The 26,523-nt window shown below is 42.2% G+C and carries 30 protein-coding genes, 1 rRNA gene and 5 pseudogenes; 19 read left to right on the top strand and 17 right to left on the bottom strand.

Translation table 11 applies throughout. The features are described 5' to 3' along the window. A 16S ribosomal RNA gene (locus JCM19037_RS20075) occupies positions 1-204 on the bottom strand; the annotation flags it as partial. A gap of 468 nt (positions 205-672) precedes the next feature. Between JCM19037_RS20075 and JCM19037_RS20070 the strand changes: the two genes are divergently transcribed. Further along, positions 673-1,020: a DUF2614 family zinc ribbon-containing protein gene (locus JCM19037_RS20070; protein ID WP_304412697.1), complete on the top strand. Its 348-nt coding sequence runs from the start codon at positions 673-675 to the stop codon at positions 1,018-1,020. A 40-nt stretch (positions 1,021-1,060) separates the two neighbouring features. On the opposite strand, the pseudogene perR reads toward JCM19037_RS20070, so the two are convergent. From perR to bcp, 5 genes and pseudogenes are all read right to left on the bottom strand, one after another. Further along, positions 1,061-1,506: pseudogene (gene perR / locus JCM19037_RS20065) on the bottom strand (peroxide-responsive transcriptional repressor PerR). A gap of 91 nt (positions 1,507-1,597) precedes the next feature. Next, a complete protein-coding gene (locus JCM19037_RS20060; protein ID WP_042404110.1) occupies positions 1,598-1,903 on the bottom strand; it encodes a cyclic-di-AMP receptor in 306 nt (101 codons plus the stop codon). A gap of 63 nt (positions 1,904-1,966) precedes the next feature. Next, positions 1,967-2,269 (bottom strand): NAD(P)-dependent oxidoreductase, encoded by a 303-nt coding sequence (locus JCM19037_RS28885; RefSeq protein WP_081829469.1) that lies wholly within the window; start codon positions 2,267-2,269, stop codon positions 1,967-1,969. Continuing rightward, entirely contained in the window at positions 2,244-2,927 is a 684-nt protein-coding gene (locus JCM19037_RS28880) for an NAD(P)-dependent oxidoreductase (protein WP_042404106.1), read from the bottom strand. The genes JCM19037_RS28885 and JCM19037_RS28880 overlap by 26 nt, the downstream gene beginning before the upstream one ends. Next, entirely contained in the window at positions 2,924-3,391 is a 468-nt protein-coding gene (gene bcp, locus JCM19037_RS20045; RefSeq protein WP_042404105.1) for a thioredoxin-dependent thiol peroxidase, read from the bottom strand. Before bcp ends, JCM19037_RS28880 begins: the two co-directional genes overlap by 4 nt. A 121-nt stretch (positions 3,392-3,512) precedes the next feature. Here bcp and JCM19037_RS20040 point away from each other — a divergent pair, with 121 nt between their 5' ends. From JCM19037_RS20040 to JCM19037_RS20025, 4 genes are read left to right on the top strand one after another with little or no spacing between them, the layout of a single operon-like run. Continuing rightward, positions 3,513-4,811 (top strand): glutamate-1-semialdehyde 2,1-aminomutase, encoded by a 1,299-nt coding sequence (locus JCM19037_RS20040; RefSeq protein ID WP_042404104.1) that lies wholly within the window; start codon positions 3,513-3,515, stop codon positions 4,809-4,811. A gap of 10 nt (positions 4,812-4,821) precedes the next feature. Then, a complete protein-coding gene (locus JCM19037_RS20035; protein WP_042404103.1) occupies positions 4,822-5,610 on the top strand; it encodes a GTPase family protein in 789 nt (262 codons plus the stop codon). Next, a complete protein-coding gene (locus JCM19037_RS20030; protein ID WP_152549160.1) occupies positions 5,607-6,098 on the top strand; it encodes a DUF697 domain-containing protein in 492 nt (163 codons plus the stop codon). The genes JCM19037_RS20035 and JCM19037_RS20030 overlap by 4 nt, the downstream gene beginning before the upstream one ends. Before the next feature lie 15 nt (positions 6,099-6,113). Beyond that, the gene (locus JCM19037_RS20025) at positions 6,114-7,133 is read left to right on the top strand and encodes an aromatic acid exporter family protein (RefSeq protein WP_238544834.1); all 1,020 of its coding nucleotides are present in this window, start codon (positions 6,114-6,116) and stop codon (positions 7,131-7,133) included. Here JCM19037_RS20025 and JCM19037_RS20020 read toward each other — a convergent pair. The 3 genes and pseudogenes from JCM19037_RS20020 to fabL all read right to left on the bottom strand — a co-directional run bounded on the left by JCM19037_RS20020 (position 7,130) and on the right by fabL (position 8,743). Continuing rightward, positions 7,130-7,654, bottom strand: a complete 525-nt coding sequence (locus JCM19037_RS20020; RefSeq protein ID WP_042404100.1) for a DUF402 domain-containing protein — start codon at positions 7,652-7,654, stop codon at positions 7,130-7,132. The genes JCM19037_RS20025 and JCM19037_RS20020 overlap by 4 nt on opposite strands. Before the next feature lie 112 nt (positions 7,655-7,766). Continuing rightward, positions 7,767-7,931: a hypothetical protein gene (locus tag JCM19037_RS26090; protein ID WP_193744824.1), complete on the bottom strand. Its 165-nt coding sequence runs from the start codon at positions 7,929-7,931 to the stop codon at positions 7,767-7,769. Between the two features lie 63 nt (positions 7,932-7,994). Next, positions 7,995-8,743 (bottom strand): annotated as a pseudogene (gene fabL / locus JCM19037_RS20010) (enoyl-[acyl-carrier-protein] reductase FabL). A 107-nt stretch (positions 8,744-8,850) separates the two neighbouring features. Between fabL and JCM19037_RS20005 the strand changes: the two are divergent. The 3 genes from JCM19037_RS20005 (at position 8,851) to JCM19037_RS27875 (ending at position 9,567) form a co-directional block, all read left to right on the top strand. Further along, positions 8,851-9,159 carry a hypothetical protein gene (locus JCM19037_RS20005; protein ID WP_042404096.1) on the top strand — a complete coding sequence of 103 codons (309 nt, stop codon included), beginning with the start codon at positions 8,851-8,853 and terminating at the stop codon, positions 9,157-9,159. 67 nt (positions 9,160-9,226) lie between these two features. Further along, positions 9,227-9,367, top strand: a complete 141-nt coding sequence (locus JCM19037_RS27880) for a hypothetical protein (RefSeq protein WP_238544833.1) — start codon at positions 9,227-9,229, stop codon at positions 9,365-9,367. Then, entirely contained in the window at positions 9,364-9,567 is a 204-nt protein-coding gene (locus JCM19037_RS27875; RefSeq protein WP_052364124.1) for a hypothetical protein, read from the top strand. Before JCM19037_RS27880 ends, JCM19037_RS27875 begins: the two co-directional genes overlap by 4 nt. Positions 9,568-9,569: 2 nt before the next feature. Here the strand turns inward: JCM19037_RS27875 and mutY are convergent, their stop codons facing one another. Continuing rightward, the gene (mutY, locus tag JCM19037_RS19995) at positions 9,570-10,625 is read right to left on the bottom strand and encodes an A/G-specific adenine glycosylase (protein ID WP_238544832.1); all 1,056 of its coding nucleotides are present in this window, start codon (positions 10,623-10,625) and stop codon (positions 9,570-9,572) included. A 1-nt stretch (position 10,626) separates the two neighbouring features. Beyond that, positions 10,627-10,938, bottom strand: a complete 312-nt coding sequence (locus tag JCM19037_RS19990; RefSeq protein WP_042404094.1) for a hypothetical protein — start codon at positions 10,936-10,938, stop codon at positions 10,627-10,629. Positions 10,939-11,024: 86 nt separating this feature from the next. On the opposite strand from JCM19037_RS19990, the pseudogene JCM19037_RS19985 reads away from it, so the two are divergent. After that, positions 11,025-12,049 (top strand): annotated as a pseudogene (locus tag JCM19037_RS19985) (metal-dependent hydrolase). 14 nt (positions 12,050-12,063) lie between these two features. Here JCM19037_RS19985 and JCM19037_RS19980 read toward each other — a convergent pair. After that, a complete protein-coding gene (locus tag JCM19037_RS19980; protein WP_042404092.1) occupies positions 12,064-12,381 on the bottom strand; it encodes a YfhH family protein in 318 nt (105 codons plus the stop codon). Positions 12,382-12,383: 2 nt separating this feature from the next. Then, positions 12,384-13,193, bottom strand: a complete 810-nt coding sequence (locus JCM19037_RS19975; RefSeq protein ID WP_042404089.1) for a RecX family transcriptional regulator — start codon at positions 13,191-13,193, stop codon at positions 12,384-12,386. Between the two features lie 93 nt (positions 13,194-13,286). Between JCM19037_RS19975 and JCM19037_RS19970 the strand changes: the two genes are divergently transcribed. The 4 genes from JCM19037_RS19970 to JCM19037_RS19955 all read left to right on the top strand — a co-directional run bounded on the left by JCM19037_RS19970 (position 13,287) and on the right by JCM19037_RS19955 (position 17,151). Next, positions 13,287-14,183, top strand: coding sequence for a TIGR01777 family oxidoreductase (locus JCM19037_RS19970; protein WP_042404086.1), 897 nt, complete (start codon positions 13,287-13,289; stop codon positions 14,181-14,183). Positions 14,184-14,850: 667 nt separating this feature from the next. Continuing rightward, a complete protein-coding gene (gene ectA / locus JCM19037_RS19965; protein WP_042404082.1) occupies positions 14,851-15,375 on the top strand; it encodes a diaminobutyrate acetyltransferase in 525 nt (174 codons plus the stop codon). Between the two features lie 33 nt (positions 15,376-15,408). Beyond that, positions 15,409-16,674 (top strand): diaminobutyrate--2-oxoglutarate transaminase, encoded by a 1,266-nt coding sequence (gene ectB, locus JCM19037_RS19960; RefSeq protein WP_042404078.1) that lies wholly within the window; start codon positions 15,409-15,411, stop codon positions 16,672-16,674. 87 nt (positions 16,675-16,761) lie between these two features. Then, complete coding sequence (locus JCM19037_RS19955) at positions 16,762-17,151, top strand: ectoine synthase (protein ID WP_042404076.1); 390 nt, start codon at positions 16,762-16,764, stop codon at positions 17,149-17,151. Positions 17,152-18,188: 1,037 nt separating this feature from the next. On the opposite strand, the gene JCM19037_RS19945 is transcribed toward JCM19037_RS19955, so the two are convergent. Next, positions 18,189-18,854, bottom strand: coding sequence for a hypothetical protein (locus JCM19037_RS19945; protein ID WP_042404072.1), 666 nt, complete (start codon positions 18,852-18,854; stop codon positions 18,189-18,191). A 202-nt stretch (positions 18,855-19,056) separates the two neighbouring features. On the opposite strand from JCM19037_RS19945, the gene JCM19037_RS19940 reads away from it, so the two are divergent. Beyond that, positions 19,057-19,395, top strand: a complete 339-nt coding sequence (locus tag JCM19037_RS19940; protein WP_042404069.1) for a hypothetical protein — start codon at positions 19,057-19,059, stop codon at positions 19,393-19,395. Here the strand turns inward: JCM19037_RS19940 and pdaA are convergent. Continuing rightward, positions 19,331-20,124: pseudogene (gene pdaA, locus JCM19037_RS19935) on the bottom strand (delta-lactam-biosynthetic de-N-acetylase). The gene JCM19037_RS19940 and the pseudogene pdaA sit on opposite strands and share 65 nt — an antisense overlap. Positions 20,125-20,274: 150 nt before the next feature. Between pdaA and yfkAB the strand changes: the two are divergent. Beyond that, positions 20,275-21,388, top strand: a pseudogene (gene yfkAB, locus JCM19037_RS19930) (radical SAM/CxCxxxxC motif protein YfkAB). Between the two features lie 2 nt (positions 21,389-21,390). On the opposite strand, the gene JCM19037_RS19925 reads toward yfkAB, so the two are convergent. Both JCM19037_RS19925 and JCM19037_RS19920 read right to left on the bottom strand, forming a co-directional pair. After that, complete coding sequence (locus tag JCM19037_RS19925) at positions 21,391-22,182, bottom strand: YfkD family protein (RefSeq protein ID WP_042404067.1); 792 nt, start codon at positions 22,180-22,182, stop codon at positions 21,391-21,393. A gap of 132 nt (positions 22,183-22,314) precedes the next feature. Beyond that, complete coding sequence (locus JCM19037_RS19920; protein ID WP_042404065.1) at positions 22,315-22,707, bottom strand: OsmC family protein; 393 nt, start codon at positions 22,705-22,707, stop codon at positions 22,315-22,317. Positions 22,708-22,845: 138 nt separating this feature from the next. On the opposite strand from JCM19037_RS19920, the gene JCM19037_RS19915 reads away from it, so the two are divergent. The 4 genes from JCM19037_RS19915 to JCM19037_RS19905 all read left to right on the top strand — a co-directional run. Continuing rightward, positions 22,846-24,030: an MFS transporter gene (locus JCM19037_RS19915; RefSeq protein WP_042404063.1), complete on the top strand. Its 1,185-nt coding sequence runs from the start codon at positions 22,846-22,848 to the stop codon at positions 24,028-24,030. 560 nt (positions 24,031-24,590) lie between these two features. Beyond that, positions 24,591-24,917, top strand: coding sequence for an MFS transporter (locus JCM19037_RS23615; protein ID WP_052364122.1), 327 nt, complete (start codon positions 24,591-24,593; stop codon positions 24,915-24,917). Beyond that, positions 24,914-25,978 carry an MFS transporter gene (locus JCM19037_RS19910; RefSeq protein WP_052364121.1) on the top strand — a complete coding sequence of 355 codons (1,065 nt, stop codon included), beginning with the start codon at positions 24,914-24,916 and terminating at the stop codon, positions 25,976-25,978. Before JCM19037_RS23615 ends, JCM19037_RS19910 begins: the two co-directional genes overlap by 4 nt. Before the next feature lie 92 nt (positions 25,979-26,070). After that, positions 26,071-26,523, top strand: a 453-nt coding sequence (locus JCM19037_RS19905) for a YhjD/YihY/BrkB family envelope integrity protein (protein WP_042404060.1), incomplete at its 3' end; no start/stop codon positions are given.

Below are 26,523 nucleotides of genomic sequence, written 5' to 3'. Positions count from 1 at the left end.
TTTCTGCCAGGTGACAAAAAGAGCCTATCCGGTATTAGCTCCGGTTTCCCGGAGTTATCCCAGTCTGTTGGGCAGGTTGCCCACGTGTTACTCACCCGTCCGCCGCTGACCCATTGAGGTGCAAGCACCTCGGGTCCGCTCGACTTGCATGTATTAGGCATGCCGCCAGCGTTCGTCCTGAGCCAGGATCAAACTCTCCATTGAAAGTGTTCCTTTTTTCGTCAGCACGGGGGTGCTAACGAGGCTCGTGCTTCTTTAATAGAAGCGCTAGCTTTTATTGCTTTAATTCGCTTATCTTTCATTCAGTTTTCAAAGGGCAATAATTGCTCCGTCGCTGTTTTGGCGACTTTTCTATCTTATCACTTTTGCCGCCCGGCGTCAACTACTTTGTTCATTTCTTTTTTTCGTTGTTTTTCACCGTTTCTTGGGGCGTTATCTAATTTATCATGTGTTCCGCTACACCGTCAACTACTTTTTAGAAGTGAAGTTTTGAGTGTTTTTTGTGTGCGCTGTTTTAGCGACGATTAATAATTTACCATGAGCTTCTACAATGAGTCAATGCTTTTTTAAAATTAATTTTCAAACGTTCATATTCCTTTCACTCCGTCGCCACACTCTTATATGATATAATCAAATGGACAAATTGTGAATACAAGCCAGGAGGTATTATTGGTGGCGAAGATTAATCGAATTCGTACATTTGCAATGGCGCTTATATTTATTGGGATCTTCATTATGTACATTGCGATTTTTGTGTTTAGAGAAAATCCAATCTTAATGTCGATCGCGATGATTATCGGCTTCTTATCTGTGATGTCGAGTGCTCTTGTTTACTTATGGATTGGCATGCAGTCGATGAAAACCATTCATGTCACATGCCCAAGCTGTGAAAAAGATACAAAAATACTCGGACGGGTAGATGCCTGTATGCATTGCAATGAACCTCTCACCGTTGACAAGTCTCTTGAAGGCAAAGAGCTCGATCCAAGATATAACCGCAAATCATTTCAACCCAAATAAAAAAGAAGGAACCGAATCGGCTCCTTCTTTTTATTTGCATCTAATTATGAACAACATTTTGCTCACTTCTACATTGCGGGCATTTCCCATATATCTCCATGCGATGAGATTTCACTTCAAAATTCGTCACATGCTCTGCTAGTGTTTCTACTTCATCTAACGCAGGGTAATGGAAGTCTACAATCTTCCCACAATCATTACAGATAATGTGGTAATGATTGTTCGTAATTGAATCAAATCGGCTTGAAGAATCTCCATATGTGAGTTCCTTTACGATCCCGCTTCTTTAAACACTCGCAAATTGTTATATACTGTGGCTACACTCATGTTCGGGAACTTGCCCTCAAGCGCCTTGTAGATCTCATCAGCTGTAGGATGCGTCATTGTCTCAAATAAGAATTCTAAAATAGCATGACGCTGCGGTGTCATACGAACTTTTGTCTTCTTTAATGACTCAACCGCGTGCTGAAGGCGTTCGTTTGTCATCGCCTGCACCCACTTTCATAGACCAGTTATTACATTGTAATTCTTATAATTTAGTGTAACGGACACTAAAAAACTTGTCAACACAAGGGTTTTATGCATTACTAAAGCGGGAAGCCCACTCTTCACTTTGAGAAGCATTCATGATAAACGACGTGTAGCGATACTTGCTATTCACATCTATTTTCTTTTTCTTCTCTAACTCTTCACATGCTTTTTGCATCGTTTTGTTCAGCTCCTGTAAGTCTTGATCTTTAAAACCAATCAGGAACGTTGTATTGCCCTTTCGAAGAAAGCCACCACTGCTGGCAAGTTCGGTCACTCGATAACCCGCTTTTTGCAATACTTTTTCTAAGTGGTCTCTATAAACATCATTAATGATGCAAACGAGCAATTTCATAACACAACCTCCATTCTACTGTCCGTACAATCGTTCTTTCTTCTATTATATCAAAAACGATCATTAATAACCTTCATTAATATTCACTTGATTCTGCCATGATCCTTCTCCGGTTTCAAAGACATGAAGGTTGTGAATGAAAATCGGCAACAGTCTTTCAACATAATGTTCAGATATGCCAGCTAAGTGCGGGGTAATACGCACTCGTTCATGTTGCCAGAAAGGGTGCTCTTTTGGTAATGGTTCTTCATGAAACACATCCAAATATGCATGCGCAATTGACTGATTGTTAACTGCACTTACCAAATCTTCCTCCACGACTGTCTTTCCCCTACCAAGATTAATAAAGACTGCTGAAGATTTCATCTGAGCAAAAAAAGTCTTGATCAATTAAATACGTTGTGTTTTCCGTGAGCGGCAGCAGATTAATCACAAAGTCTGCTTTGCTTAGGAGACGACCCACTTTATTAAACATCGCAACGTCTTGAAACTCAGTAACTTGTTTACCGCTCGTATTCACACCACTACATGTCATACCAAAAGCGGTTGCACGATGAACAATTGCTTTTGCAATTGCTCCCGTCCCGAGAAAAAGAACGTGTTTTCCGTAAAGTTCCATCATGTCAGGTTTTTGCCATAAACCTTCTGTTTGATATTGTACGGTTTTCTTTGCACTTCGTGCATAATCTAACATGGCATGCATCGCATATTCACCCATCTGAACCTCATGAACTCCCTTGGCATTAGTTACCTTCACTCCACGCTTTTGGAGTGCACCGAGGGGAAGTTGGTCAACACCTGCTGAAATCGTCATTAACCACTTTAGATTGTCTGCATCTTTAATGACGTCCTCAGACGGCCCCTTGCCTAAGGCAAACAAAACGTCAGCACTCTTCAATTCATTGTCCGCATCTTCTTGACTTTCAAACATAAGAAAAGAAACTTCGGGAAACTTGTTTGTTAAATCATCGTACATCTGCTTCGGCAATGTCCCAGTAAGAACAACTTTTGTTTGGCCCCTCATTTTTGCACGGACTCTATAAACGCTTGTACGTCCGCTACATGATTCTTGACACGAACGTTACGCCATTCTTTAAGAATTTCTCCTTCAGGACTAATGACGAACGTGGAGCGCACGATGCCCATGTACTCTTTTCCAAAGTTCTTTTTCAATTGCCATACCCCGTATTTTTCTGCGGCCTGTTTTTCTGGGTCCGCTATTAATAAAAAGGGCAGGTCATGCTTTTGAACAAATTTCACATGCCGATCCACTGAGTCAGGTGACACGCCAAGAACGACAACCCCTGTATCATTTAATGCTGGAAGTGCATCCCTAAATTCACACGCCTGGGTTGTACATCCTGGTGTCATATCTTTTGGGTAAAAATACAAAACAATGTATTTGCCTTTATAATCACTCAGAGATACACGTGTTCCATCATGCGCTTCAAGTGAAAATTCTGGTGCCGTTTGATTTGTTAAGTCCATGTTCAATCGCTCCATTCTCTACATATAGTAATCTCTACCTCATATTATGATCTCGTTTTTCGTGTTTGTCGAATCATTGAATGGTAAACTAACAGTAGAACACATGTGGAGGTAGATCACGATGAACATTGAAACATCCAAAAAGCATTATCTAGAAGCGAATGAACATATCGTCGGTGGCGTAAACAGTCCATCACGCTCATTTAAAGGGGTTGGTGGTGGTACACCCATTACGATGGAGCGAGGAGCCGGCGCTTATTTATATGATGTAGATGGAAATCGTTACATTGATTATATTGCCGCTTACGGTCCGCTCGTTACTGGACACGCACACCCTCATATAACAAAAGCGATTCAAACTGCAGCGGAAAATGGCGTGCTATATGGGACGCCGACCGCTCTTGAGAACACCTTTGCAAAAAAGCTAAAACAAGCCATCCCTTCTCTTGAGAAAGTACGGTTTGTTAATTCAGGAACAGAAGCTGTAATGACGACGATTCGTGTCTCAAGAGCCTATACAGGAAGAAATAAAATTATTAAATTCGCAGGCTGTTATCACGGCCATTCTGATCTAGTTCTTGTAGCAGCCGGCTCTGGTCCATCAACGTTGGGCTCACCAGACTCGGCCGGTGTAACAGAAAATATCGCTAAAGAAGTCATTACAGTCCCCTTTAATGACACCGAATCGCTAAAAAAAGCTCTAGACGCTTTCGGAGATGATATTGCAGCTGTTCTCGTCGAACCGATTGTAGGAAACTTTGGCATTGTAGAACCAAAAGAAGGTTTTCTAGAAGAAGTGAATCGTCTAGCGCATGATGCAGGTGCACTCGTCATTTATGATGAAGTTATTACGGCCTTTCGCTTTCATTACGGGGCCGCTCAAGACCTTTTAGGTGTAACACCTGACTTAACCGCTTTTGGCAAAATTATAGGCGGCGGTTTACCGATCGGAGCTTATGGAGGCCGCGTCGATATTATGGAACAGATTGCTCCGAATGGCCCTGCATACCAGGCCGGGACAATGGCTGGAAACCCTGCATCAATTAGCGCAGGCATTGCATGCCTTGAAGTATTAGAACAACCAGAGACCTATTCACATTTGGATCATTTGGGTAAACTATTAGAAGAAGGGATTCGAAACGCAGCAAATGATCATGGCGTTGATATCGTTATCAATCGACTCGTCGGGGCACTGACTGTATATTTCACTACCCAAACGAGCATTGAGAATTACGACGATGCTTCCAACACCGATTCCGAAAAATTCTCAGCCTTCTTCCACGCTTTGTTAAAACGCGGTGTGCATTTAGCTCCATCAAAATATGAAGCTTGGTTCTTAACAACCGCTCATACGGAGCAGGACATTCAGGATACAATTGCGATTGTCCATGAAGCAATGGGTGAATTAAAAACAAACTGAGAAGAGTGTGATGACAATGAACCCCGATGACCAACGCCTTGAATTTGACCAATCACTTCGGATGATGCGCGATCGGCTTGTGCCAAAATTGCCTGCCAACATTAAACGAAAAGTGCTTCCAGAGATCGAAAAGCTGGAAGACCTTCTCGTCGATACACGGCCTCCAAAGTTTGCAATCGTTGGCCGCAGAGGGGCAGGCAAGTCCACACTCATTAATGCAATTTTTCAAGATCAAGTTGCTGATGTAGGCAGTGTAACTGCTGAAACTGAGCGTGCTTCGTGGCATACGTATACAGATAAGACGAACGAGACGATAATGGAAGTTTTAGATACGAGAGGCTTTGGCGAAGGGGCTTCTGACCGCTTTCAAATGAGCGAAGAACGAACGTGGGAAGAAGCGTTAGCAAACAAATATCCAGATGCAATTTTATTTTTAATTAAAGCAAAAGAAGTTGACAGTCGCATTCAAGAAGACATTGGGCAACTAAAAGCACTGCAACAGCAAATTAAAGAAAAGCATGATTACGTTCCACCGATCGTGGGAATTGTAACCCAAGTTGATGAACTAGATCCGATATACGATCATACTCCTCCATTTGGAGATTCCAAGCAACGAGCGATTCAACAAGCAACAGCCCATTTAGAGAAGTTATTAGCCAAGCAGTTTAACGACATCGCTGGCGTATTGCCTGTTTGTGCTTACCTAGCGTTTGAAAATGGAAGAATTGTGTATGACCGCAGATGGAACATTCACCGGCTTATTGATTTTTTGCTCGAACAGCTGCCCAATAACACGTGATGGAGTGGGCACGTATTACGAAAGCAAAATCCATACAAGTGAAAATCGCTGAGACGATTGGGAAAAGCGCTTCCGCTATTTCCTTAGGCGTAGGAGCACAACCGATACCCCTTGCTGACTTACCCGTCATTACGAGTATCCAACTTTCTATGGTCGCTTCTATTGCCTATATATCTGGTCGTAAGTTAAACCGAAAAACGCTCGTTGAGTTTCTTGGAGCTGTCGGGGCCAATGTTGGTACAGCCTTTGCTTTTCGACAACTGTCTAGATCCTTGAGTAAACTTGTCTTTCCTGTTGCCGGACACGCAGTGTCAGGAACTTTAGCTGCCACTGCGACTTGGGATTATGTAAAGCTGCCATCCTCTACTTCATTGAAAGGCAACCGGCCGAAGAAGCAAAGAAAATGTATGAAAAAAACGCTGAACATCCATTGGATTAGTTACGAAAGGAGCGCCGCTGCCCATGCGATTAGGCGCCCGGATCTTTAAAACAGGTTTAGCATCATGCTCGCCTTGTATGCGGCGGAGTGGCTAGGGTTGGAACCTGCATTCTTTGCCGGTTTAACGGCAGCTTTTGCAATTCAACCTTCCATATATAAGACGTATCAGACCATCCTTGAACAATTGCAGGCAAATGTCATTGGTGCAATTCTTGCGATTGTATTTGGTTTAGCATTCGGTCACGAACCCTTTGTCATCGGTGTCGTCGTCATGCTTGCCATCGCCATAATTATGAAGATGAATTTGGAGTCCACAACCATTCCAGTAACGTTAGTCACAATCATTATCATTATGGGAAGTGCCCCTAACGATGAATATGTATTGTATTCCCTCTCCCGTTTTGGTCTCATTATGGTTGGTGTCTTTTCTGCATTTCTCATTAATTTGTTGTTTATACCGCCGAAATACGAAGAGAAGTTGTACAAAAAAGTGTCTTCAATGGCGGAAAATACGTCGAGGTGGATTCGATTAACGACACGACATGACACGAACATTCAATCCAGAAGAAAAGACCTTGAAGCTTCAAAAGAAGAACTCGTTGAGATGGACCAGATGTACTTGCTTTACAAGGAAGAAAGAAGCTATTTCCAAAAAAACAAGTTTAATAAAGCACGAAAGCTCGTCCTATTCCGGGAAATGATTAGTGTAAACAAAGAACAAATTGGCATTCTTTCCTATTTGGATGACCGAGAGAACGCTTATCACCATTTACCAGAACAAATGCAACGACTCATTCAGCAACAATTAGATCATTTGACGAATTACCACGAACGCATATTGATGAGATATGACGGGAAAGTAAATACGCAAATGACAGAGACGATGGCCGAGGAAGTCGATGAAGGTAACATATCACTGACAGACTCCTTTATGGACTCTTACGATTATAAAGAGGTTAGTCGTGATGAATGGTTAAGCCTGCTACCGATTGTGTCTCACATCGTTGAATATAATCAGCGTTTGGAACACTTAGATCGGCTCGTTGAAAGCTTCTTCAGTTATCATAATCCTGATGACAATTAACGATGCAAAAGAAATTGTTCGTACCATTGCTCAACGAATTGAGCCTGAAATGGTCCTTTACCTTGATATATCCATGATTTTAACTCCCCTACCCCTTCGGCAACTTTCTGTTCAATGTCGAAGGGGTATTTCATCAGTTTTCGATGTTCCTCGTACTCGTCCTCATCAAGCAGCTGCATGCTATTGTCTGGATATACTTTAATATCCAGATCGTAATCGATATATTTCAAAGCTTCTGAATCATAAGCACAAGGTGTGCCGATATTGCAATAGTAATGAATTCCGTCATTGCGAATCATCGCGATGATATTGAACCACTTTTGATGATGAAAATAGAAAATCGCCGGTTCTCTCGTCCGCCACGCATGGCCACTACCTTCTTGGACAATAATTTTGTCATTGCCACCGATAATTTCTTGTGATGTACTTTTTAAGACCGTCGATTGCTCCCAAACACGATGGAGACTTCCATTATGTTTATAACTTCTAATTTCTATTGTATCTCCTTCGATTGGCAACATTACATCTCCTCATTTCCAGTACTCTTATACTTCCCGATTATACACGGTCTGTCCCCTCTCATAAACATCAAAAAACGGGAGCCATCCGTAATGGACGCTCCCGTCTTCAACCTTATTGCTGTTGGTTGTTTTGTTGATTGTTTTGTTGATTTTTTTGCTTAGATTTTTGGTTTTGTTGCTGAACTTCTTGCGCATCTGTTTCATTCGCAAATTCTTGTTGATAGTTTTGATTTTGTTGTTGCTGGTCTTGTTGTTGTTGGTTTTGTTTCTTTGGCATAGCTATCACCTCCACACGGCTTAAGATGCCCGTGTAGTAGTGTAATATACACATCTTTTAAAATTACATTAAAAGAGAAATCCCACCGTCAACAATAATCGTTTGGCCGCGAATCATTTCTGCTTCATCAGAAAGAAGGAACATCATCGTGTCCGTCAAGTCTTTTGGCTCAACAATTCGACCTGCTGGCGTTTTTTCACCAGAACTAGAAAGTAATTCTTCGCGATTTGGAAAGTGCTTTAACGCGTCTGTATCAACGACCCCACCTGACACGGCATTCACACGAATATTCATGGATGCAAATTCAGCTGCTAAGTATCTTGTGAGTGACTCCACCGCTGATTTAGATACACCGACGGCAGTATAGTTTTCTAACACTCGAATGGACCCTAATGATGACACGCTAACAATTTTCCCTCCACCGGTTTTCTGCATAAGTGGTGCCGCTTTTTGCGCACAAAACAGCATCGCTTTCGCGTTAATATTCATCGTCCAGTCCCAATGGCTTTCAGTAAGTTCCATTGCCGGCTTCAAGACCCTGATGCTGCATTGTTCACGAGCACATCTAACCTACCAAAGTGCGCTTCAATTTGGTCAAATAAATCATTAATCTTTGTTGTATCGTTTAAATTCGCTTTCACCATCAAAACATCTTGCCCAATGGACTTTATTTCTTCAGCGGTTTGTTCAGCTTCTTTTTTACTTCTTGCGTAGTGAACGACCACATCGTATCCTGCTTTGGCTAGTTGGATGGCTGTATACTTCCCAATTCCTCGACTTGATCCTGTCACGAGTGCTACTTTTTGTTCCATGTCAATCATCCTCCTTAGATTGATTATATATTGATTTTTAGATTAATCACATTCAAATATGGGTATTAGTGAACGAAACAGCCTTTATTGAGATGGGGGTTTCAAGTATGGAACGAGAAAAATTCTACGTCACGTTAGACCAAAGCATGTTGACGCTTTCTGACATTAAAGTCGACGACAATTCAATTCAATATGAAGTCTTAGTCACTCCTGAAGAACGCCACAAACTTGAATCAACACTGATTGCCATTCAAAACCACGATCTTGAAGGCGGAGATGTACTCACCTTTTTTAATGAAAGAAAGGCAGACCGTGATAAAGAAGCGACGGAAAATGAAATTGGCTCGTTGTACGCATTGCTCCAACAGTACGGGACGAAGGAAACGAAAGACGTATTAGCTGAATTGAAAAAATAACCACTCTCGACGGCACATAACCTTCCCTTTTTGTGCATAGTAACTGCTAATAAAAGGAGTGGTTAGTGTGGAGAAAACAACGTATTATGTGAACTTAAATCCGATTAGTATGGATGATTTAGCTGTAACTCACATTGAAGACAGTGGCTTATACAATTTGAGATCGAAGCCAGCGACACAGAAGTTCAAGAGCTTCGCACACTATTGAAAGAAGTGCAAGCTCACGATATGGAATTGCAAGACTTGTTTACTTTTCGACACTTCAACGAAAAATACACCGTTGATGATGGTGCGGAAATGCAACATGGCTTAAACGAAGTGTACAAGAAGATTTATGCTCTTGGCACCCACGAAACAAGAGAACAAATGGAGAGCATGAAGCCAACCTTAATGAGTAATGACGAATAGGATTATACACCAACGAAATGCTTTTTGATTTTTTGGTGCACGACTGGAAAGCTATACCGATGTAGTTCGTCTTTGTGTACCCACATTGTCTCTTTGGAACTGTCGGCTATATCTCTTTCATCTATATAACCAGTAAAAGGAGTAACCGTCCAGATGAGGTGTGAGAACACGTGTCGAAACGTTTCTTCCTCTTTTTGCAGTTGTGGTTTTAATCCGTAACGCTCTTCTAAAAAAGCGGATAACGATTTTTCTTCCTCAACAGACGGGAACTGCCATAAATCGGCGAGCAACCCTGTAGACGGTCGTTTTTCAATTAACACTCGATCGTTCTCGTCAACAAGAATCGCACTATGAATACCGGATTGCCGTGGCTTCGCTTTTTTCGCTTTTACTGGAAGTTCATAAACCGTTCCTGTTTGAAGAGCTCGGCACTCGGTTGCTACTGGGCACACTGTACAATCAGGGTTTCTCGGTTTGCATACGAGTGCTCCTAATTCCATTAATGCTTGATTAAAGTCTGCAGGCGGCGCTGTTTCTAACATTTGCTGAACGATTTCTTCAAATTTCTTACGTGTTTTTTGTTTACTGATGTCCTCATGTATATCAAATACACGAGCGAGCACGCGCATCACATTTCCATCAACTGCAGCCACTTTTAAATCATAAGCGATACTCATGACAGCCCCTTTCGTATAAGGGCCTACGCCTTTGAGTTGCTCAAACTCATCAGGATCGTTTGGAACAACTCCGCCGTAGTTTGCATGGACTTCACGCACTGCTGACTGTAAATTTTTCACTCGAGAATAATAACCGAGCCCTTCCCAAGCTTTGAGTACATCTTCTTCATCAGCATTAGCAAGTTCCGTCACGGTTGGGAATTTAGAGATGAAGTTCTCGTAGTAAGGAATGACAGTATCGACGCGCGTCTGCTGCAACATGATTTCAGAAACCCAAATATGATACGGGTCTCTTCCTTCACGCCACGGTAACGTGCGCTTCTCTCCTTCATACCATGATAGCAATGCGTCGTTAAATGCTCCAACATTAAATTCATTCATTCTAAAGCCTCTTTTCATTAAAAGCCCAACAGTTTATCGTTTCTAATGGTTTGTGTATGTGGGCGGCAAGTTGACCAAATACAGGATGATCACGGTCTCTACGTTCGCTTTTTATCCTCTCATAAGTCGCTTTGTTCCCCACTTCTAACCACTCCACGTATAAACCTGGCTGGTCAACTGCTTGAAACCAACGATGATGACTCGCGTCATATGCCGTTAGTAGTTCTTTAGATATCTCTTGCATCAGTATTTCGTATTGCTCCGGGCGGTTCACGACTTTGTATTCAATAAATACACTTACATTTTGTTTCATCGTTTGAAAACACTCCTGAATGATAGTTTACGGTTTTCAGTTTTTTTGCTAGTGTAAAATATTATAATGGCTTTCAAAAGGAGGAAATGCCGAGTATGGACTCAGCTACGCACGTGGTCATGGGGGTCGGACTTTGCGGACTTGCCACGCTTGACCCAGTCGTTGCACAAGATCAAGTGACATTTGGAGCTGCCGTTGTCGGCATTATGCTCGGCTCTCAAGCACCTGATTTAGATACCGTCTTAAAGATGAAAAACAACGCAACCTATATAAAAAACCATCGTGGGGCTACCCACTCGTTGCCTGCAGTTTTATTGTGGTCGGTTTTGATCTCGGTTGTGATATTCACTTTTGTACCGCTGCCAATCTGCTTCATCTTTGGACTTGGACACTCATTGCTGTAGGTGTTCACGTTTTTGTTGACATCTTTAACGCTTATGGTACGAAAGCACTCGCTCCAATTAAGAATAAGTGGATTGCATTAGGTGCCATTAATATTTTCGATCCATTTTTATTCGGCGCCCATTTGCTAGGAATTATACTGTGGATGTTCGGCGCTCACCCAGGCATAACATTCTTAATCATTTATGCGGTACTTGTCATATATTACATGTGGAGAATTCATGTCCGAAACCGCATTGTACGAACAGCACGGAAACGTCACCCACATGCGAGCCACGTGTTTATCTCCCCGACCATTCGTTGGTCCGAGTATCACTTGGTCATTCGTACGAGAAATCATCTGCATGTTGCTACGTACAAAAACCGCAATATCCGTTATTTAGAAAGTTATCCTTTTGAACCGATCCCTCAAGATCGTGTTCTCGTTGCCGCATTGAAGGACAAAAACCTCATCGCTTTTCTAAGTTTCTCCCCAGCTTATCGCTGGAATGTGAAAGAAAAGCCTTACGGGTATGAAGTCGAATTCACAGACCTTCGCTATCGTTCAGGCGGGTATTATCCATTCGTCACGGTTGTAAGATTAAATGAACAACTAAAAATACTTGGCTCATTTACTGGATGGATTTACAACCAGAATAAACTTGAGAACAAGCTGCAACAATCAACGAGAAAGAATCAAAAGAAAGCAGAATTAATTAATGTAACGTGAGTGGCCAAGTGCACTCACGTTTCGTTTCGGATTAACAAAGAGATGGGAATCGCTGTCATTTCTGTTTCTCCATCACGGTACCCCCACGCAAAAACCCCTTTTAAATACGAAATTAATAAACGACTCTCTTCTTCTCCTTCAATCCGGTAACGTTGTCCCGGTACATATTGCTTTTTATCTAACAAATAAGATTGTGCGATTAGTTTCTTTCTCGCATGGACGGCAAATTCACTAACCATCCCTTTTTGTTCTGCTTTTTGGGCGCGTTCATTTAAATCTGCCACTTCCCTTAATAATTCTTGACGGGTCATATCTCCATATCTTTGCTCCATGACTATTCCTCCATATCGGTTTGTTTATTTAGATACGCTTGAATCTCTTGATATTGAAATCCTCGCTGCATCATCTGTTGAGTAAATCTTTGCTCCAATTCTCGTCCTTCGTACTTACGTTGTAACTTTCTTAACTGTTTCTCGGCAATCTTCTCTAATGCCACTGTTTCGTCGCTTCTGTCCCAGTCAAATTGAGCGAGTGCTTCTTGAATAACATCAAATGTGAACCCTTGCCTCGATAGCCGATCGGTATGCTTCTTCTTACGCATTTGTATACTATCACGATCAACTCGGTCATTTTTATTTACGACTGCACGAGCTGTCTCAAGCTGTTGATCGTACGTATAAATTTCCAACGCACGTTGAATCCATTGGTCTTTCACGCCTTTATCTTGGAGATACATCTTAATCCGATTCGGTCCTTTATTCGTTGTACTCATCGTATAGTTCACATATGAACGGGCATATTCTTCATCGTTAATATACCCGCGTTCCTTCATATAGGCGATCGCTTCTCCAATCATTTGCATGGGTACTTCTTGATCAACCAAAACGTTTTCAACTTCTGTTTCCGTACGCATTTTTCGGCTTACGTAAGATAAAGCATACGACTTAGCAAATGCTAGTTGATCTTCTTCTTGAATTTCTTTCATCTGTCCATCTGTAAGTGTCGTCCCTTTTTGAAGCCGATGCTTAATAAGTACAGATTCGTGAACCCCAAAAACAAACTGCTCTTGTTGTCCGTTAAGAGAGCCGAAAACATTATAGCGTTCTTTATTGTTTTTTTGGATGGAAATCTTTGTTATTTTCATTTCTTCTCCTTTTTGAGATTAGAGTAGAAGCTATGAAGGGTAAAGGGACATATAACGATTCGTAACGTTTTAACATATGGGAGGTTGAGCATTTTGCACGTAGTCATAAGCGGAGGAACCGGCCTGGCCGGATCAATCCTCACGAGAAAACTAACCGAAAAAGGACATACTGTAACCATTTTAACAAGAAACAGCGAAAACAAACAGAACGAACCATCCGTTCAATATGTGAACTGGTTAGACGGCTCTCACCCTGAAAAGTCGTTGGAGAACGTAGATGCGATTGTAAATCTTGCTGGGGCTTCAATTAGCAAAGCGTGGACAAGGGATCATAAAAAGGCTATTCTTAACAGCCGTATTGACGCTACTCGTGAGTGCGTCCGAATTATGAAATCCTTGCCGAAAGCTCCTTCGGTGTTTTTTAGCACGTCAGCCATAGGGTATTATGGCATCTCGGAAACAAAGACTTTTGATGAATCAAGCAGACCCGCGGAACCTTATTTCCTCCAAGAAGTTTGTATGGAATGGGAGAAAGAAGCCGAAAAAGCGGATGACCTTACGAGGCTAGTTATTGGTCGAATGGGGCTTATCTTAGACAAGTCTACCGGTGCACTGCCGAAGATGATGCTTCCTTATCGTTTAGGTTTTGGGGGGCCAATTGGGAATGGAAAGCAGTGGTATTCTTGGGTACATCATGAAGATGCTGCAGAAATGATTTTGTATGCACTTCTGAACGAACAGTGCCGGGGAGTCATGAACCTTACCGCCCCAGAACCATTGCAAATGAAAGATTTCGGGAAAACAATGGGAACCGTGTTAAAACGTCCTCATTGGTTACCAGTTCCTGGATTTATGTTGCGATTAATGCTCGGAGAAATGAGTGACCTTGTCGTTAAAGGGCAACGTGTCGTACCGACACAAACAGAACAATTCGGCTACACATACCATTACCCAACGCTAGAGAGCGCATTAGATGATATTTTCAAGTAGACCAAAAAGGTGCCTAAAGCTCGGACTTCTAGGCACCTTCTCATTTGATTCAGGGAAGGCACGCCCCCTAAATGAAAACGATAATCTTAAAAGTTCATTATCGTTTTGCTTCACTATTAAGTCTTGGGTATCCGGATAGTGTACCAACATTCCATGCCGAATTCTTATGAATACAAACCGTTCCTAAACACTTGGCTTACACTACACCCTCCTTTACCTCAAACAACACTGATAAGCATTTCATAAATAGCTACATCGTAGATCGAGACTTAACAAGGATGAAATGCGGATATATACCTTCTCACACTCTTCAATCGCCTCCAAAACGTTGATCAGCACCACAACAGCTGGCAAGATCCGCCTTTCACAGCAACTTGCTGATGCATTTTGTCATAATCTTAATATACATATGAGCATTCTGTTCGAATCGGTAGCAATACGTATTGAACCATGAAGCGAGAGCACGCGATTACGCTTAAACGGAATTAATCGCTTCTCAGCACATTTAAAGCCGTTTGATCTTTTATCAGAACATACTTATCATTATAACGTAGGCAATTTGATACGTATCTAACAGTACTTTTCCGTAATTCTTTTCTAAAAAGTGGTTTAAACGACGCAGATAACGGTTATGGAAGAGCAGGTAGGTAAATTAAATTAGAAGGTGATGATAGAATATGGCTGTAACTCCAATTACGGAGAAAGAAGCCTGGTTTTTTCTAAACCAACAGTAGAAGATGGCGCACGCATGTGGGAATTGGCTAAGAAGTTAGGGTTGGATTTGAATTCTTCTTATAAGTATCTGATGATGGCTGAATACTTCTCTGAAACATGTGTGGTCGTTAAAGAAAATGATGAACTTGTAGGATTTGTTACAGGCTTTATATTGCCTGAACGTCAAGATACAGTATTTGTTTGGCAAGTCGGCGTTGATGGTTCTCAACGTGGTCGTGGCCTCGCATCTAGAATGCTTAATGAAATGCTTGAACGTACAGCATGCTCAGAAGTTCAATATCTTGAAGCAACTGTAACCCCATCGAACGACGCTTCGCAAAAGCTGTTCCGGCGATTAGCGAGAAAGAACGACACAGCTTGTCACGTGTCGGAATGCTTCTCCGAAGACTTGTTCCCGGGAGACCAACATGAAGCAGAGCTTTCCTTCAAAATTGGTCCGATTTTGCGCGATAAATAATATTGGTATAACTGAAAGGGGATCACACCTGTAATGACAACAAACACCATGAATGTATTTGAAGAACTAGAATCTGAGGTTAGAAGTTACAGCAGAAGTTTTCCAACTGTATTTCACAAAGCAAAAGGCTACAAACTATACAACGAAGATAACAAAGAATATATTGATTTCTTCTCAGGTGCAGGTGCATTGAACTACGGTCATAATGATGACTATATGAAAGAGAAATTAATTCAATATATTCAAGAAGATGGAATTAGTCATTCCCTCGATATGGCTTCTAAAGCAAAGCGTGAATTTTTACAGACTTTCCAATCTTCGATTCTAGCGCCTAGAGATCTCTCTTATAAAGTGATGTTTCCTGGACCTACGGGCACGAACGCCGTCGAGAGTGCCCTTAAGCTCGCAAGAAAGATTACGGGACGAACAAACGTCGTCAGTTTTACAAATGGCTTCCACGGCATGACACTCGGCTCTCTTGCCGTAACGTCAAATGACTTCAAGCGTAAAGGCGCAGGCGTTCCATTATCTAACGCAACCGTCATGCCATATGACCGTTATGTGGATGAGCCAGTTGAAACGCAAATAAAATACATTCGTCGTTTCCTCGATACGAATGGGAGTGGCGTAGACGCGCCAGCTGCACTTATCTTAGAGACCGTTCAAGGTGAAGGTGGACTTAATGCGGCCAGCATCGAATGGCTCCAAGAAATTGAGAAAGTCGCAAAAGACATCGGTGCGCTTCTCATTGTAGACGACATTCAAGCGGGTGTCGGTCGAGCGGGCTCATTCTTTAGCTTCGAGCCGGCAGGCATTAAACCTGACATTGTTTGTCTTTCCAAATCAATTGGAGGGTACGGTCTACCTCTAGCACTCACCCTCTTCCGCCCTGAACTAGACAAATGGGCACCAGGTGAGCACAACGGTACATTTAGAGGGAACAACTTAGCCTTCGTTACCGCAACAGCAGCGCTAGACTACTGGAAAGATCCAGCGTTTGAACAAGGAATAAAAGAGAAATCTGCGATGATTACAGACTTCTTAAGCACGATGATAGAGAAATACCCAGCACTTGAAGGTAAGCTAAAAGGTCGAGGGTTTATCCAAGGAATTCGAACGGACATTCCAGACCTCGCTTCCAAAGTTGCCGAAAAGGCTTTTGAAGAGGGCTTAATTATGGAGACGGCTGGACCTAATGATGAAGTATTTAAGCTGTTCCCACCGTTAACCATTGATAAAGAAGGGCTTCAAAAAGGGCTCGACAAACTAGATGTCGCCATTGAGAAAGCTTTGGCGTAACTCCATCTACTCAAGAAAGAGGAGATGACCTCCTCTTTCTTTTTCATTTCTTAAATCGTTATTTAACCAAGTCAAGGAGGACTCAACATGAAAGTTGTTAAGTTAGAAGATATTCTAGGTACAGATAAAGAAGTTGAAGGTGGGAATTGGGTAAGTCGTCGTCTCATCTCGAAAAAAGATGGCATGGGCTATTCTGTAAATGACACGATTATTCGTGCAGGTACAGAAACACACATTTGGTACCAAAACCATTTAGAAGCCGTTTATTGCATTGAAGGTCACGCAGAAGTCGTTACGTTAAGCGACAATAAAGTGCATACGATCAAAGCGGGCACACTTTATGCTTTGGACGAGCATGATGAGCATTTACTACGCGGTATTGAAGACGCAAGAATGGTATGTGTATTTAATCCCCCACTTAGTGGTCGTGAGATTCATGATGAAAATGGAGTCTACCCAGCTGATTTAGACGAATAAGTATTGCTATAAAAAAGGGGGTTGTCCCAAGGTCTTAGCACAGACCTTGGGACAGCCTTTTTTTATGAATGAATTTCTCAACTCAAATCAGTTACAGCTTTCCCGATAGCTAAAACCAATGTGTTTTATTGATTTCCACTGCAGGTGGATGCTGTCCATACTATAAGGCGACATCAATGGCCCAAAAGGACGTCCATCGTGTTTTCTTGACACTCCAGAGCACAAGGGCGACACCAGAGGTCAAAATGCTGCCAATCCATGGTTTTATGCTAGGGTTTTCCACATTCGCACCGACCAAGTTGACCGAATTCCCGTGCGGAATGGGCGACCTAGTTCCAAAGATCACCGATTGGAGTCAGATTCACTCATATGTGACCGTTTTGCCTCTTTCTGATTCCAATCGATCGGCATCTACTTCCAAACTTCCGTTAATGGAAGTAGATTCAGCACTTTAAAGAAAATGAACGGCAATCTAGTTCCAAAACGATGCTCACATTCGTCACCACAACGCCATGAAGATTGAGTCGCACTCGCTGCCCCGTACATTGATTTGAAGACCCAAAATTCTTTCGGCGCGAGCGGGACCGATCGGTCGTAAGGTGTTAGGTTTAGACCAATCTGCGCTCCAGTTGGAGCAAACTGCGTGCAAGTTTTTCGAAATGAGCGCTAAAATTGCTAAAAAGAGCAAACTTGATCGCAGAAAGTGGAAACTAGCGCGCACATTGCAAACCATGCCTTGCCCCGCCCGGTATAAACACTATTGGAGTAATTTCGCTTTTGTCATAGCGGTCCATTCGTATGAAATTACGATTGAATCTCTACATTCTTGCATCCAATGAATTTCTTTCGTTCATTCTATGACCTGCGAGGCCTCTTCCAGCACTCCTTTTGTTCCCATCAGTCACAATGCCTTGCTCGTCAAAACGCTATACAGAAAGAACATACATACAAAAATCGGAGTACAGATCATAAACGCTCTGTACTCCGATTTTACTTTATAGGCTTTTGAGACAGCCCCGTTTTTCTATACTCTTAAACTAATCATTCGTTGAACTCACGCTCAACTCTGGTTTCTCCCAGTAGTCAGATGCGATCTCTTCAACATCAAGATCGCCTACATCTTCCCATTCTAGACTTTGTAAATGCTCATTAAAAACGGTCATCTTCACAATCGTATCAAAGTCTCCAGGCCCGAATTCTGGTTCATAATAAAAATCCCATTGTAAGTGAATGAGATCAACATCTTCAATTTGAGAAAGCCTTTGAAGTACTCGAGCGGATCGATTGAGTGTTGATGAGCGAATTAGATCTGTCGTTACATTGTCTTCGGTCGTTAACGTTGCATATAATTGCGTGAAATCTTCTTCTGAGTTCGTTACATAATCAAGGTCTCGAATCACTTCATTGTTATCCACGGTCACTTGCCCCAGCTCAGAAACGATATGCCATGTTGCTTTTTCTTCAACGGTTGAAAGCGAATCCGGTGTAGCATAAATGGTTTCAGTTGGCATAAATTCAGAACTGTCGGATGTAAAGAAGAACAAAAAGAAAAAAGCGACTGCAGAAACGAAACTCGCAGAGAAGAACTTCACGTGTTTATAGCGATTTTCTTTACGCTTTGGCCAAGTAACAAACATTAAAAACGTCGTATATGCGGTAAACACCCCTGCAATAAAAAAAGCGGTCAACAAAACAGTTGCCATTGGAAAATCCCCCAATTACAAAATTCCTAATCCCTGTCTGTTCTCTAGTGTACACGATGTGCAGAGCGAACTATATGGAAATATATGAACGTTTTTTGAATATGAGTGTTTTTTTTGAACATCATTTCCTAAACTTACTAGCCAAGCACGTGTCCAACCTTTGATAGAATAGAGATTAGCTTAAATTATTGGAGGGATTCACTTGTCAATTGCTACAGACTTGGCAGCGATTAAAATTGTCGCTGATCTTGAAAAAACAAATGACCAACCTAAAATACTAAAAAACACAGTCGATACACTTGTGGAAAGTGTGCAGTATATTCATTACGCTGCTCTTCATGTATCAAACCACCAACCCGTAATTGCGTCTGATACGGATGGTGATGAATACATAGGGTCTTTAAGTTTCACACTTGGAAAAAAAGAAGACGACGGTAAGCTCGTCGTCAGGACAAAAGAAAATATTGCATTTGATGTCACGGATTTATCGACGCTACAAACGATTGCTGATCGTCTAAATACGCGCTTGTTCTCGCATTAATTAACGGGGATGATGAACGTTTGCCCGTTAGATCGTCTAAACTTTTAAAGGTATACCCTTGCGCTTTTAGATCATCAATGACTCGACCAAGTGCAAGGGCATTATCTTCTGATACAGAATGAAGCAATACAATCGCGCCAGGGTGTATGCGGTCCATGATTTTGTCGTACGCGTATTGCTCCCCTTTTTGATCATCTGTATTCCAATCTACGTAAGCAAACGACCAAAAAACGTGTGTGTACCCTAACTTTAAGGCAGCATCAAGTGTACGCTCATTAAATGTTCCTCTCGGTGGTCTTACATAGTGCATGGCATTTCCAGTAAGCTGCGTATACGCATTCTCAACACGCTCGAGCTCAACTTTAATTTCTTCATCCGACAAGTCAGGAAAATGAGGATGACTCCACGAATGATTAGCAACGATATGTCCTTCTTTAGCCATACGTTTTATAAGATCAGGTTCAGATTCTACATAATGGCCGGTAACAAAAAACGCTGCAGGAACGTTGCGCTCTTTCAACACATCCAAAATGGGTGCAGTAAACCCATTTTCGTATCCGTTATCAAACGTTAAATATAACTCTTTCTCGTCTGTATTGCCGATGTAGTAACCTTTATATTGATCCAGCCACTTTTCATACATTGGCTCAGTCGATGGTGGCTCATTGTTTTTGCAGGGTTAAAATTCCAACCAAAAGATTCTTCTGCGTGAACAGAAGAAGCGAGCATCACAAACCCAAACGCGCCTAGAATCACTCGTTTCCATATATCCCGCATGACAAACACCCTCTCTTCCAAAGTCACAATCCGCACAAATCTATGCTAAAATAGAACTGCTTTTTCTTTGTTTGAAGTTCAGATCGTATAAAGGAGTCTTTTATGGTACTACAGAAAAATATCGCCATTACCCCGGACAACGATCCGTGGGAAGCGTATCAAGACCGCATTGAATTTGGTAAGCCAACATTAACGAACATTGAGTTACAACAACAACGTTATGCAATATGCGTTGTGAGCATTGCGCAGTTGGATATATGTTAAGCAAACGTGACCCTAAAGCACTGCCTCTTGACTTGTTGCTTCGTCGACTTGAAGAAGTACCGATTTACGTGCATTAAGCATTACAGGCGGGGAACCGATGTTATCTAAGAAGTCGGTAGACGAGTACGTTGTTCCTCTGCTTCGTTACGCACATGAGCGTGGGGTGCGCACTCAAATCAATTCGAATTTAACGTTGCCGCTAGCGCAATATGAACCAATTCTCCCCTACTTAGATGTTTTACATATCTCCCATAACTACGGCAGTGTGGATGATTTCATTTCCATAGGTTTTCAAGAAATGGAGAAACCACCTAGCATCGCTACGCGTAAGCTGTTCTTCAACCGGATGGTGGAGAACGCAAAGGCATTGACAGACCGAGGCGTACTTGTATCCGCTGAGACAATGCTGAATGCTCGCACCCTGCCCCACTTAGAAGCCATTCACGATCAGATTGTAAGCATGGGTTGTCAGCGACACGAGGTTCATCCAATGTATCCGAGTGATTTTGCTTCAAAATTACCGATTGCTTCACTCTCTGAAATACGAAGTGGCATTCATCGCTTACTCGATCATCGTAACGAAAACACATGGATGCTTTTTGGTACATTGCCTTTTTATGCTTGCAATGATGATAAAGATGACGTTGCACTTATTGAGCGATTGAATAAGAGCCACAATGTATCCGTCCGAAATGACCCTGACGGTAGAAATCGTTTGAACGTGAATATCTTTGACGGCGATATTATCGTCACAGACTTTGGAGATGAACCGAAATTAGGGAATGTCCAACATACTAAGCTCGAAGATGCGTTTGCTGATTGGCAACAAACCGCCTTGTCTAATTCCGTGTCCTGCCATTGCCCTTCTGTCAAATGTCTCGGCCCAAATGTACTCGTTAAAAATGCGTACTATCCCGATGTTGACTTCACAAAACGCACCAGTCACCTTTAGTTTTATCCGTTATGGTACTTTAACGTCACATAGTCTTTCACTGGAATCCAGCCATCAACTTGTTGTTCTTGAATGTTTTTAATGACAATTGCCGGCTTTGATCCTTTAATGGTCACGTATACTTCTCCGTAAGTGACCGTGCCCTGATCATGAACTGCGGGAACATAACTTGTGACAACACCTTTTTGATCTGGTTGTACTTGATACATTGGTCCTGCCGTTGTTTGGTTCCCAATGTTAGCATGGAATGAAAGCGGTAGTGATGTTTTTTCAGTAGCCTTTATTCTCATCATATTTTGCACATCTTCTTGCTGTGGCACGGGACTAGACAGCTCCCCTTCCACGAGTTTATTTTCTGTCTGAGTATATGAAAGCTTGCCGACTGTATCTCCACCGCGATTATCCAACTCGTTCGTGTTGATTAAGTCATACTCCCAGTTCATTGTTGTTTCATCAGACTCGTAAGTGAGCGCCCATGGACCTAAATAGATTGAAGCATTCACACCAAACGCAAGTTTAGAGTCTTTAATCGACGATTCATTCAATAACGAAATCAGAGAAGGGTTATCGATGATCACATCACTCGTCTCTTGAAGCCGAGTGGTGAGCTCTGCCGGCTGCAAATATGGCAACTCTCTCGTCATATTTTCGTGAGTATTCTCTCTTGAAATACTGTATACGTACTCCGGTTTATCAAACGACTCTTCCTTTACATCTTCTGCAGCACTTGCAAGAGGTGTCATCACTAATGAACTTAAGATGACCCCAACTGCCGCACATAGAAAAGGTTTCATAGTACCCCTCCAAAAAGCTATATTTCTCTATATTGTTTTCGAAGTGGTTTTGTTTTATCCATGAACATGTTTTATTTCTTTCCATGTTAAAAGCCCCCAGATGCGTATCGCAGTCTAGGGGCAAAACTCACATTATTTACTTCTTTGTACCGTTATCGTTTCTTTTACCTCAATAGCTGGAGTAACGGATTGTACAATCGGGCAATTTTTTGCGGCAACATGCATCATTTTTTCTAACTGTTCCTCAGACGAATCATCCGTTATGATCGTGAAATGCAAGTGAACTTGTTGAACGTCATTCGGAGGCTCTTCATTCCTCGTTACGTCTGCTTCAACAATAAGATCAGCGAACTCAATTCTTCTTTTGCGTAAGATCTTACGGTAAACACTAATGCTACAACCTGCAATTGCTGAGACGAGCAACTGGTACGGACGATACCCATACTCATCGTCACCCGATATGACAAGAGGTCCGTAGGGAACGTCTGTTTCAAATGCTTCTTCGTTTTTAATTGTGAATTTCATTAGAAAATGCCTCCTCTTTCATCATGACTCTATTGTAACCAGTGAGTCCACCTTCGGACAACGAATTCACCTCTTCCTTTTCTAATTACAATCCGTTACGATAACGAAGTAACGTTCGTTCAAACCGAGGTGCAACTTATGGAAAATCATCAGAATAATCAACCTGCTTTTCGATTTACGATGCTTATTATTATGGTATTTGTTGCAGGCTTTATCCAAGGCATGCTCTTACCTCTTTTAGCCATTCTTTTAGAAGATGCAGGGTACTCTTCAGCGATGAATGGGTTAAATGCGATTGCACTATACATCGGTGTCCTGATTGCCTCACCATTCATTGAACATCCGGTTCGAAAGTTTGGGTATAAACCGGTCATATCGATTGGTTTGATCTGTGTGATCATCACCCTTTTACTCTTTCCCCTTTGGCAAAGCTTTTGGCTTTGGTTTATTCTACGGCTAATCATAGGCATTGCCGATAACATGGTGCATTTTTCAACCCAAGTATGGATTACATCGACGAGCAGTAAAGCGGTACGGGGACGAAATGTTGCGATCTATGGCTTGGCGTTTAGTGCAGGGTTTGCAGGTGGGCCTCTCATGACTCACGTTCTTGCCATTGATGAGCGTCTACCTTTTATTAGTGCTGCACTTTTTTGCGCGATCGTTTGGCTAATCATGTTAAAACTTAAAAACGAATGGCCGGATAATGTAATTGAAACTGCTCAACAATCTGGAACTTTGGGCCGGTATTGGCTCGTCATCAAGTGGGCATGGTTTGCGTTTTTACCACCGTTAACATTTGGATTTATGGAAGCTGCGATCCATGGAAGTTATCCTATCTATGCAATGCGGATGAACATCGATATTGAGTGGATATCACTCATGCTGCCCGCCTTCGTCATCGGTGGGGTTGTCACACAAATTCCACTTGGTTTGGTGAGTGATCGCCTCGGAAGGAAACGGGTATTACTTACACTCGCTTTTTTAGGCGCGGTGATATTCCTGTCCATACCTTTTTATGAGCAGCACTTAGGAGCAGTCACATTGGCTTTCCTAATTGCCGGTGGTTTGTTAGGTTCCTTTTATTCGCTAGGTCTCATGTATATGGCTGACCTTGTTCCTAAACAACTTCTGCCGACTGGAAATGTGCTAATAGCCATCTCATTTAGTCTAGGCAGTATGCTAGGTCCTGTTACTGGGGGTATACTGATTGACTACGCAGGTCGTGGCAGCATTTATTATGCAATTGGATTTCTTCTCCTAGTGGTCGTTATCGCTGGGTCATTATTCAAAGGCGTAAACGACGAATCTTCAGCTGACTAGAATTCGGTTTGCGATGTGGTTAAAACTTTCGGAATTTATAGGAGAGAAAAATTCCTCTCCTACCCTCCTCTAGGTAAATTCGATAGCATTGTCACGCGCGTGGGCGGGCCGAAAATCTAACCATAGAAGCTAGAAATCTTACCATAGGATCACCAATGGTAAGATTCAGCCTAATCCGTATTTAAATTAGAGGAAATCTACCCATTGTAAGTAACCATCCAAATAAAATCTCTTTATGAATCGAGACGCTACTTTTCGGCGCGCCTCAAGAGCTAGCAACCATCGGCACCTCTTGTGCCGAAGATAAATTGAACGCACGTCGGCATGACTCATGCGACGTGCGTTTTTTTTTGTGACAGAAAGGGGTTATAGAATTTCTTGCGCCGTTCTAAGAAAACGGAGATTTGATGCAGTTTCAACATCAAAAGCGAATGAATTTTTTTAGTTCACCATATAGTAGCCACGCATTTCTAAAAACTCCAATAGCTCGTTTTCTCTTGTTTTGGTATAATTGTGCGTAATACTTCGATTAACGAATTAAAGCATCGGAGGAGAAAACAATGAGTGAAAACAACGATAACCAACCACTCCAATCAAATCGTAATAAGTGGGGTGTATTAATTGCTGCTTTGTTTGCAGGATTTACTGTCGTCTTAAATAATAGCCTGATGAACGTAGCCCTCCCCCACTTTATGCAGCTTTACACATTAACTGCCGTAGAGGGTCAATGGATCATTACGGCTTTTGCACTGGGCATGACACTTGTGATGCCGCTAACAGGTTACTTATCAAAACGAGTCGGGTCCAAGAAAATATTCTTACTCGGCACACTCGTATTTCTCGTCGGGTCTATTGCTGGACCTTTTCATGGGATTTCACAAGTATGATTGGCTTTCGACTCGTTCAAGGCATAGGTGGCGGAATGATTATGCCGATTGGAATGATGCTCATATTTAAGCATTTTTCCAAAAATGAACGTGGGTTTGCAATGGGGATTTGGGGAGTCGCCATTATGATTGCACCTACAATCGGTCCAACGGTAGGTGGAATTATCCTTGAGTACTCTTCTTGGGAAATGCTGTACATAATGAATGTTCCGACGAGCCTCTTGTCACTCGTTCTTGCTATCTATTTTCTTACGAAAGACGGGGATTCCGAACGTGTAAGCTTCGATTGGCTAGGGTTTCTGCTCGTGAGCGGCGGAATCATTGGACTGCTCGTCGGCGTAGACGCATTGCAAAGTACTCAAAATGGGTTTGTGTACTTTATGATTGGATTAGGTTTTGCACTCCTGATTGGGTTTGTGTTACATGAACTCCGTACCGATGAACCGCTTCTCGACATTCGTGTTTTAAAGAACTTTATTTTTACTGCCAGTTTATTGCTGCTCGCAAACAGTACGATCGCCATGTTTTCTGTACTTTTGCTCATTCCGATTCTTATTCAAGACATTTACGGTTTGTCTGCATTATACGCCGGGTTGCTTCTCTTTCCACAAGCGCTATCCATGGGCATCTCAATGACGATTGGTGGCAGAATTCTCGACAAAAAAGGGCCGTACCCTGTCATCATGACGGGAGTCGTTTTAATTTGTATTGCCACCTTCGGCATCGCTTACTCGTTGGCAGACTTGCAACCAGCTTTTCTCATTGCTTTGCTCATCTTGCATGGGTTTGCAAACGGGTTCGTAAACACTCCCGTGACTACCGCAGGACTTAATGCTTTGCCGGCAAATCATCTTCCTGCTGGAACCGCACTCAACAATGTAAGCCGTCAAATGATGAAAGTCATCAGTGTCGTGCTCTTATCCATGCTCTTTGAAGCTCGAAGGCACATCATGTTGCCAACGGGAACTATCATCTCCCCTCTGGGTTACTTGCTGTTCAAGATGCTACATCGTTGTAGGGGTATGTTTGTTATTGTCCATTCCGCTCGTCTATTTACTTAGAAACAAATGGGGTAAAGGTTCATAAGGGTTTGTCGTTGCCAGAATATGCCTAAACTACATATAATGAAAACACTTAAGGAGGCATGGCATGAATGGGAATTGTTAAAACGATGATCCGCACGACTTGGGAGCAACGGTTATTCGATGTTGCCGCGCAGATGGCGTACTATTTTCTTCTCGCCTTCTTTCCATTGTTGCTCGTCATCCTTAGTTTGATTAGTTTTTTTCCGGTGAGTACAGAAGATGTGTTTCAATTTATCGCTCCTTACATTCCTGAGAATCTGTATTCTTTTATCGCAGTTACTCTTAGTGATGTATTGGACCAACAGCGGACGAACACACTTTCTATTAGTACACTAGCAACAATCTGGTTGACGATGCTCGGCTCCTTCGCTGTAATACGGGCTGTGAATAAAGCGTATCAACTTCCCCACCCCTCTCTAAAAAGAATGGTTGCTGTTGGTATTATCGTCGTTCTATCCTTGCTCATTGCATTAATTGTCTCGTTGCTTTTCCCTATATTCGGTGAACCGATTGGAGAATTT

Source organism: Geomicrobium sp. JCM 19037 (assembly GCF_000698105.1).
Classification (GTDB): Bacteria; Bacillota; Bacilli; order Bacillales; family Marinococcaceae; genus Geomicrobium_A.
The sequence above is the reverse complement of the archived record's forward strand: the minus strand, read 5'-3'. Positions and strand labels throughout refer to the sequence as shown.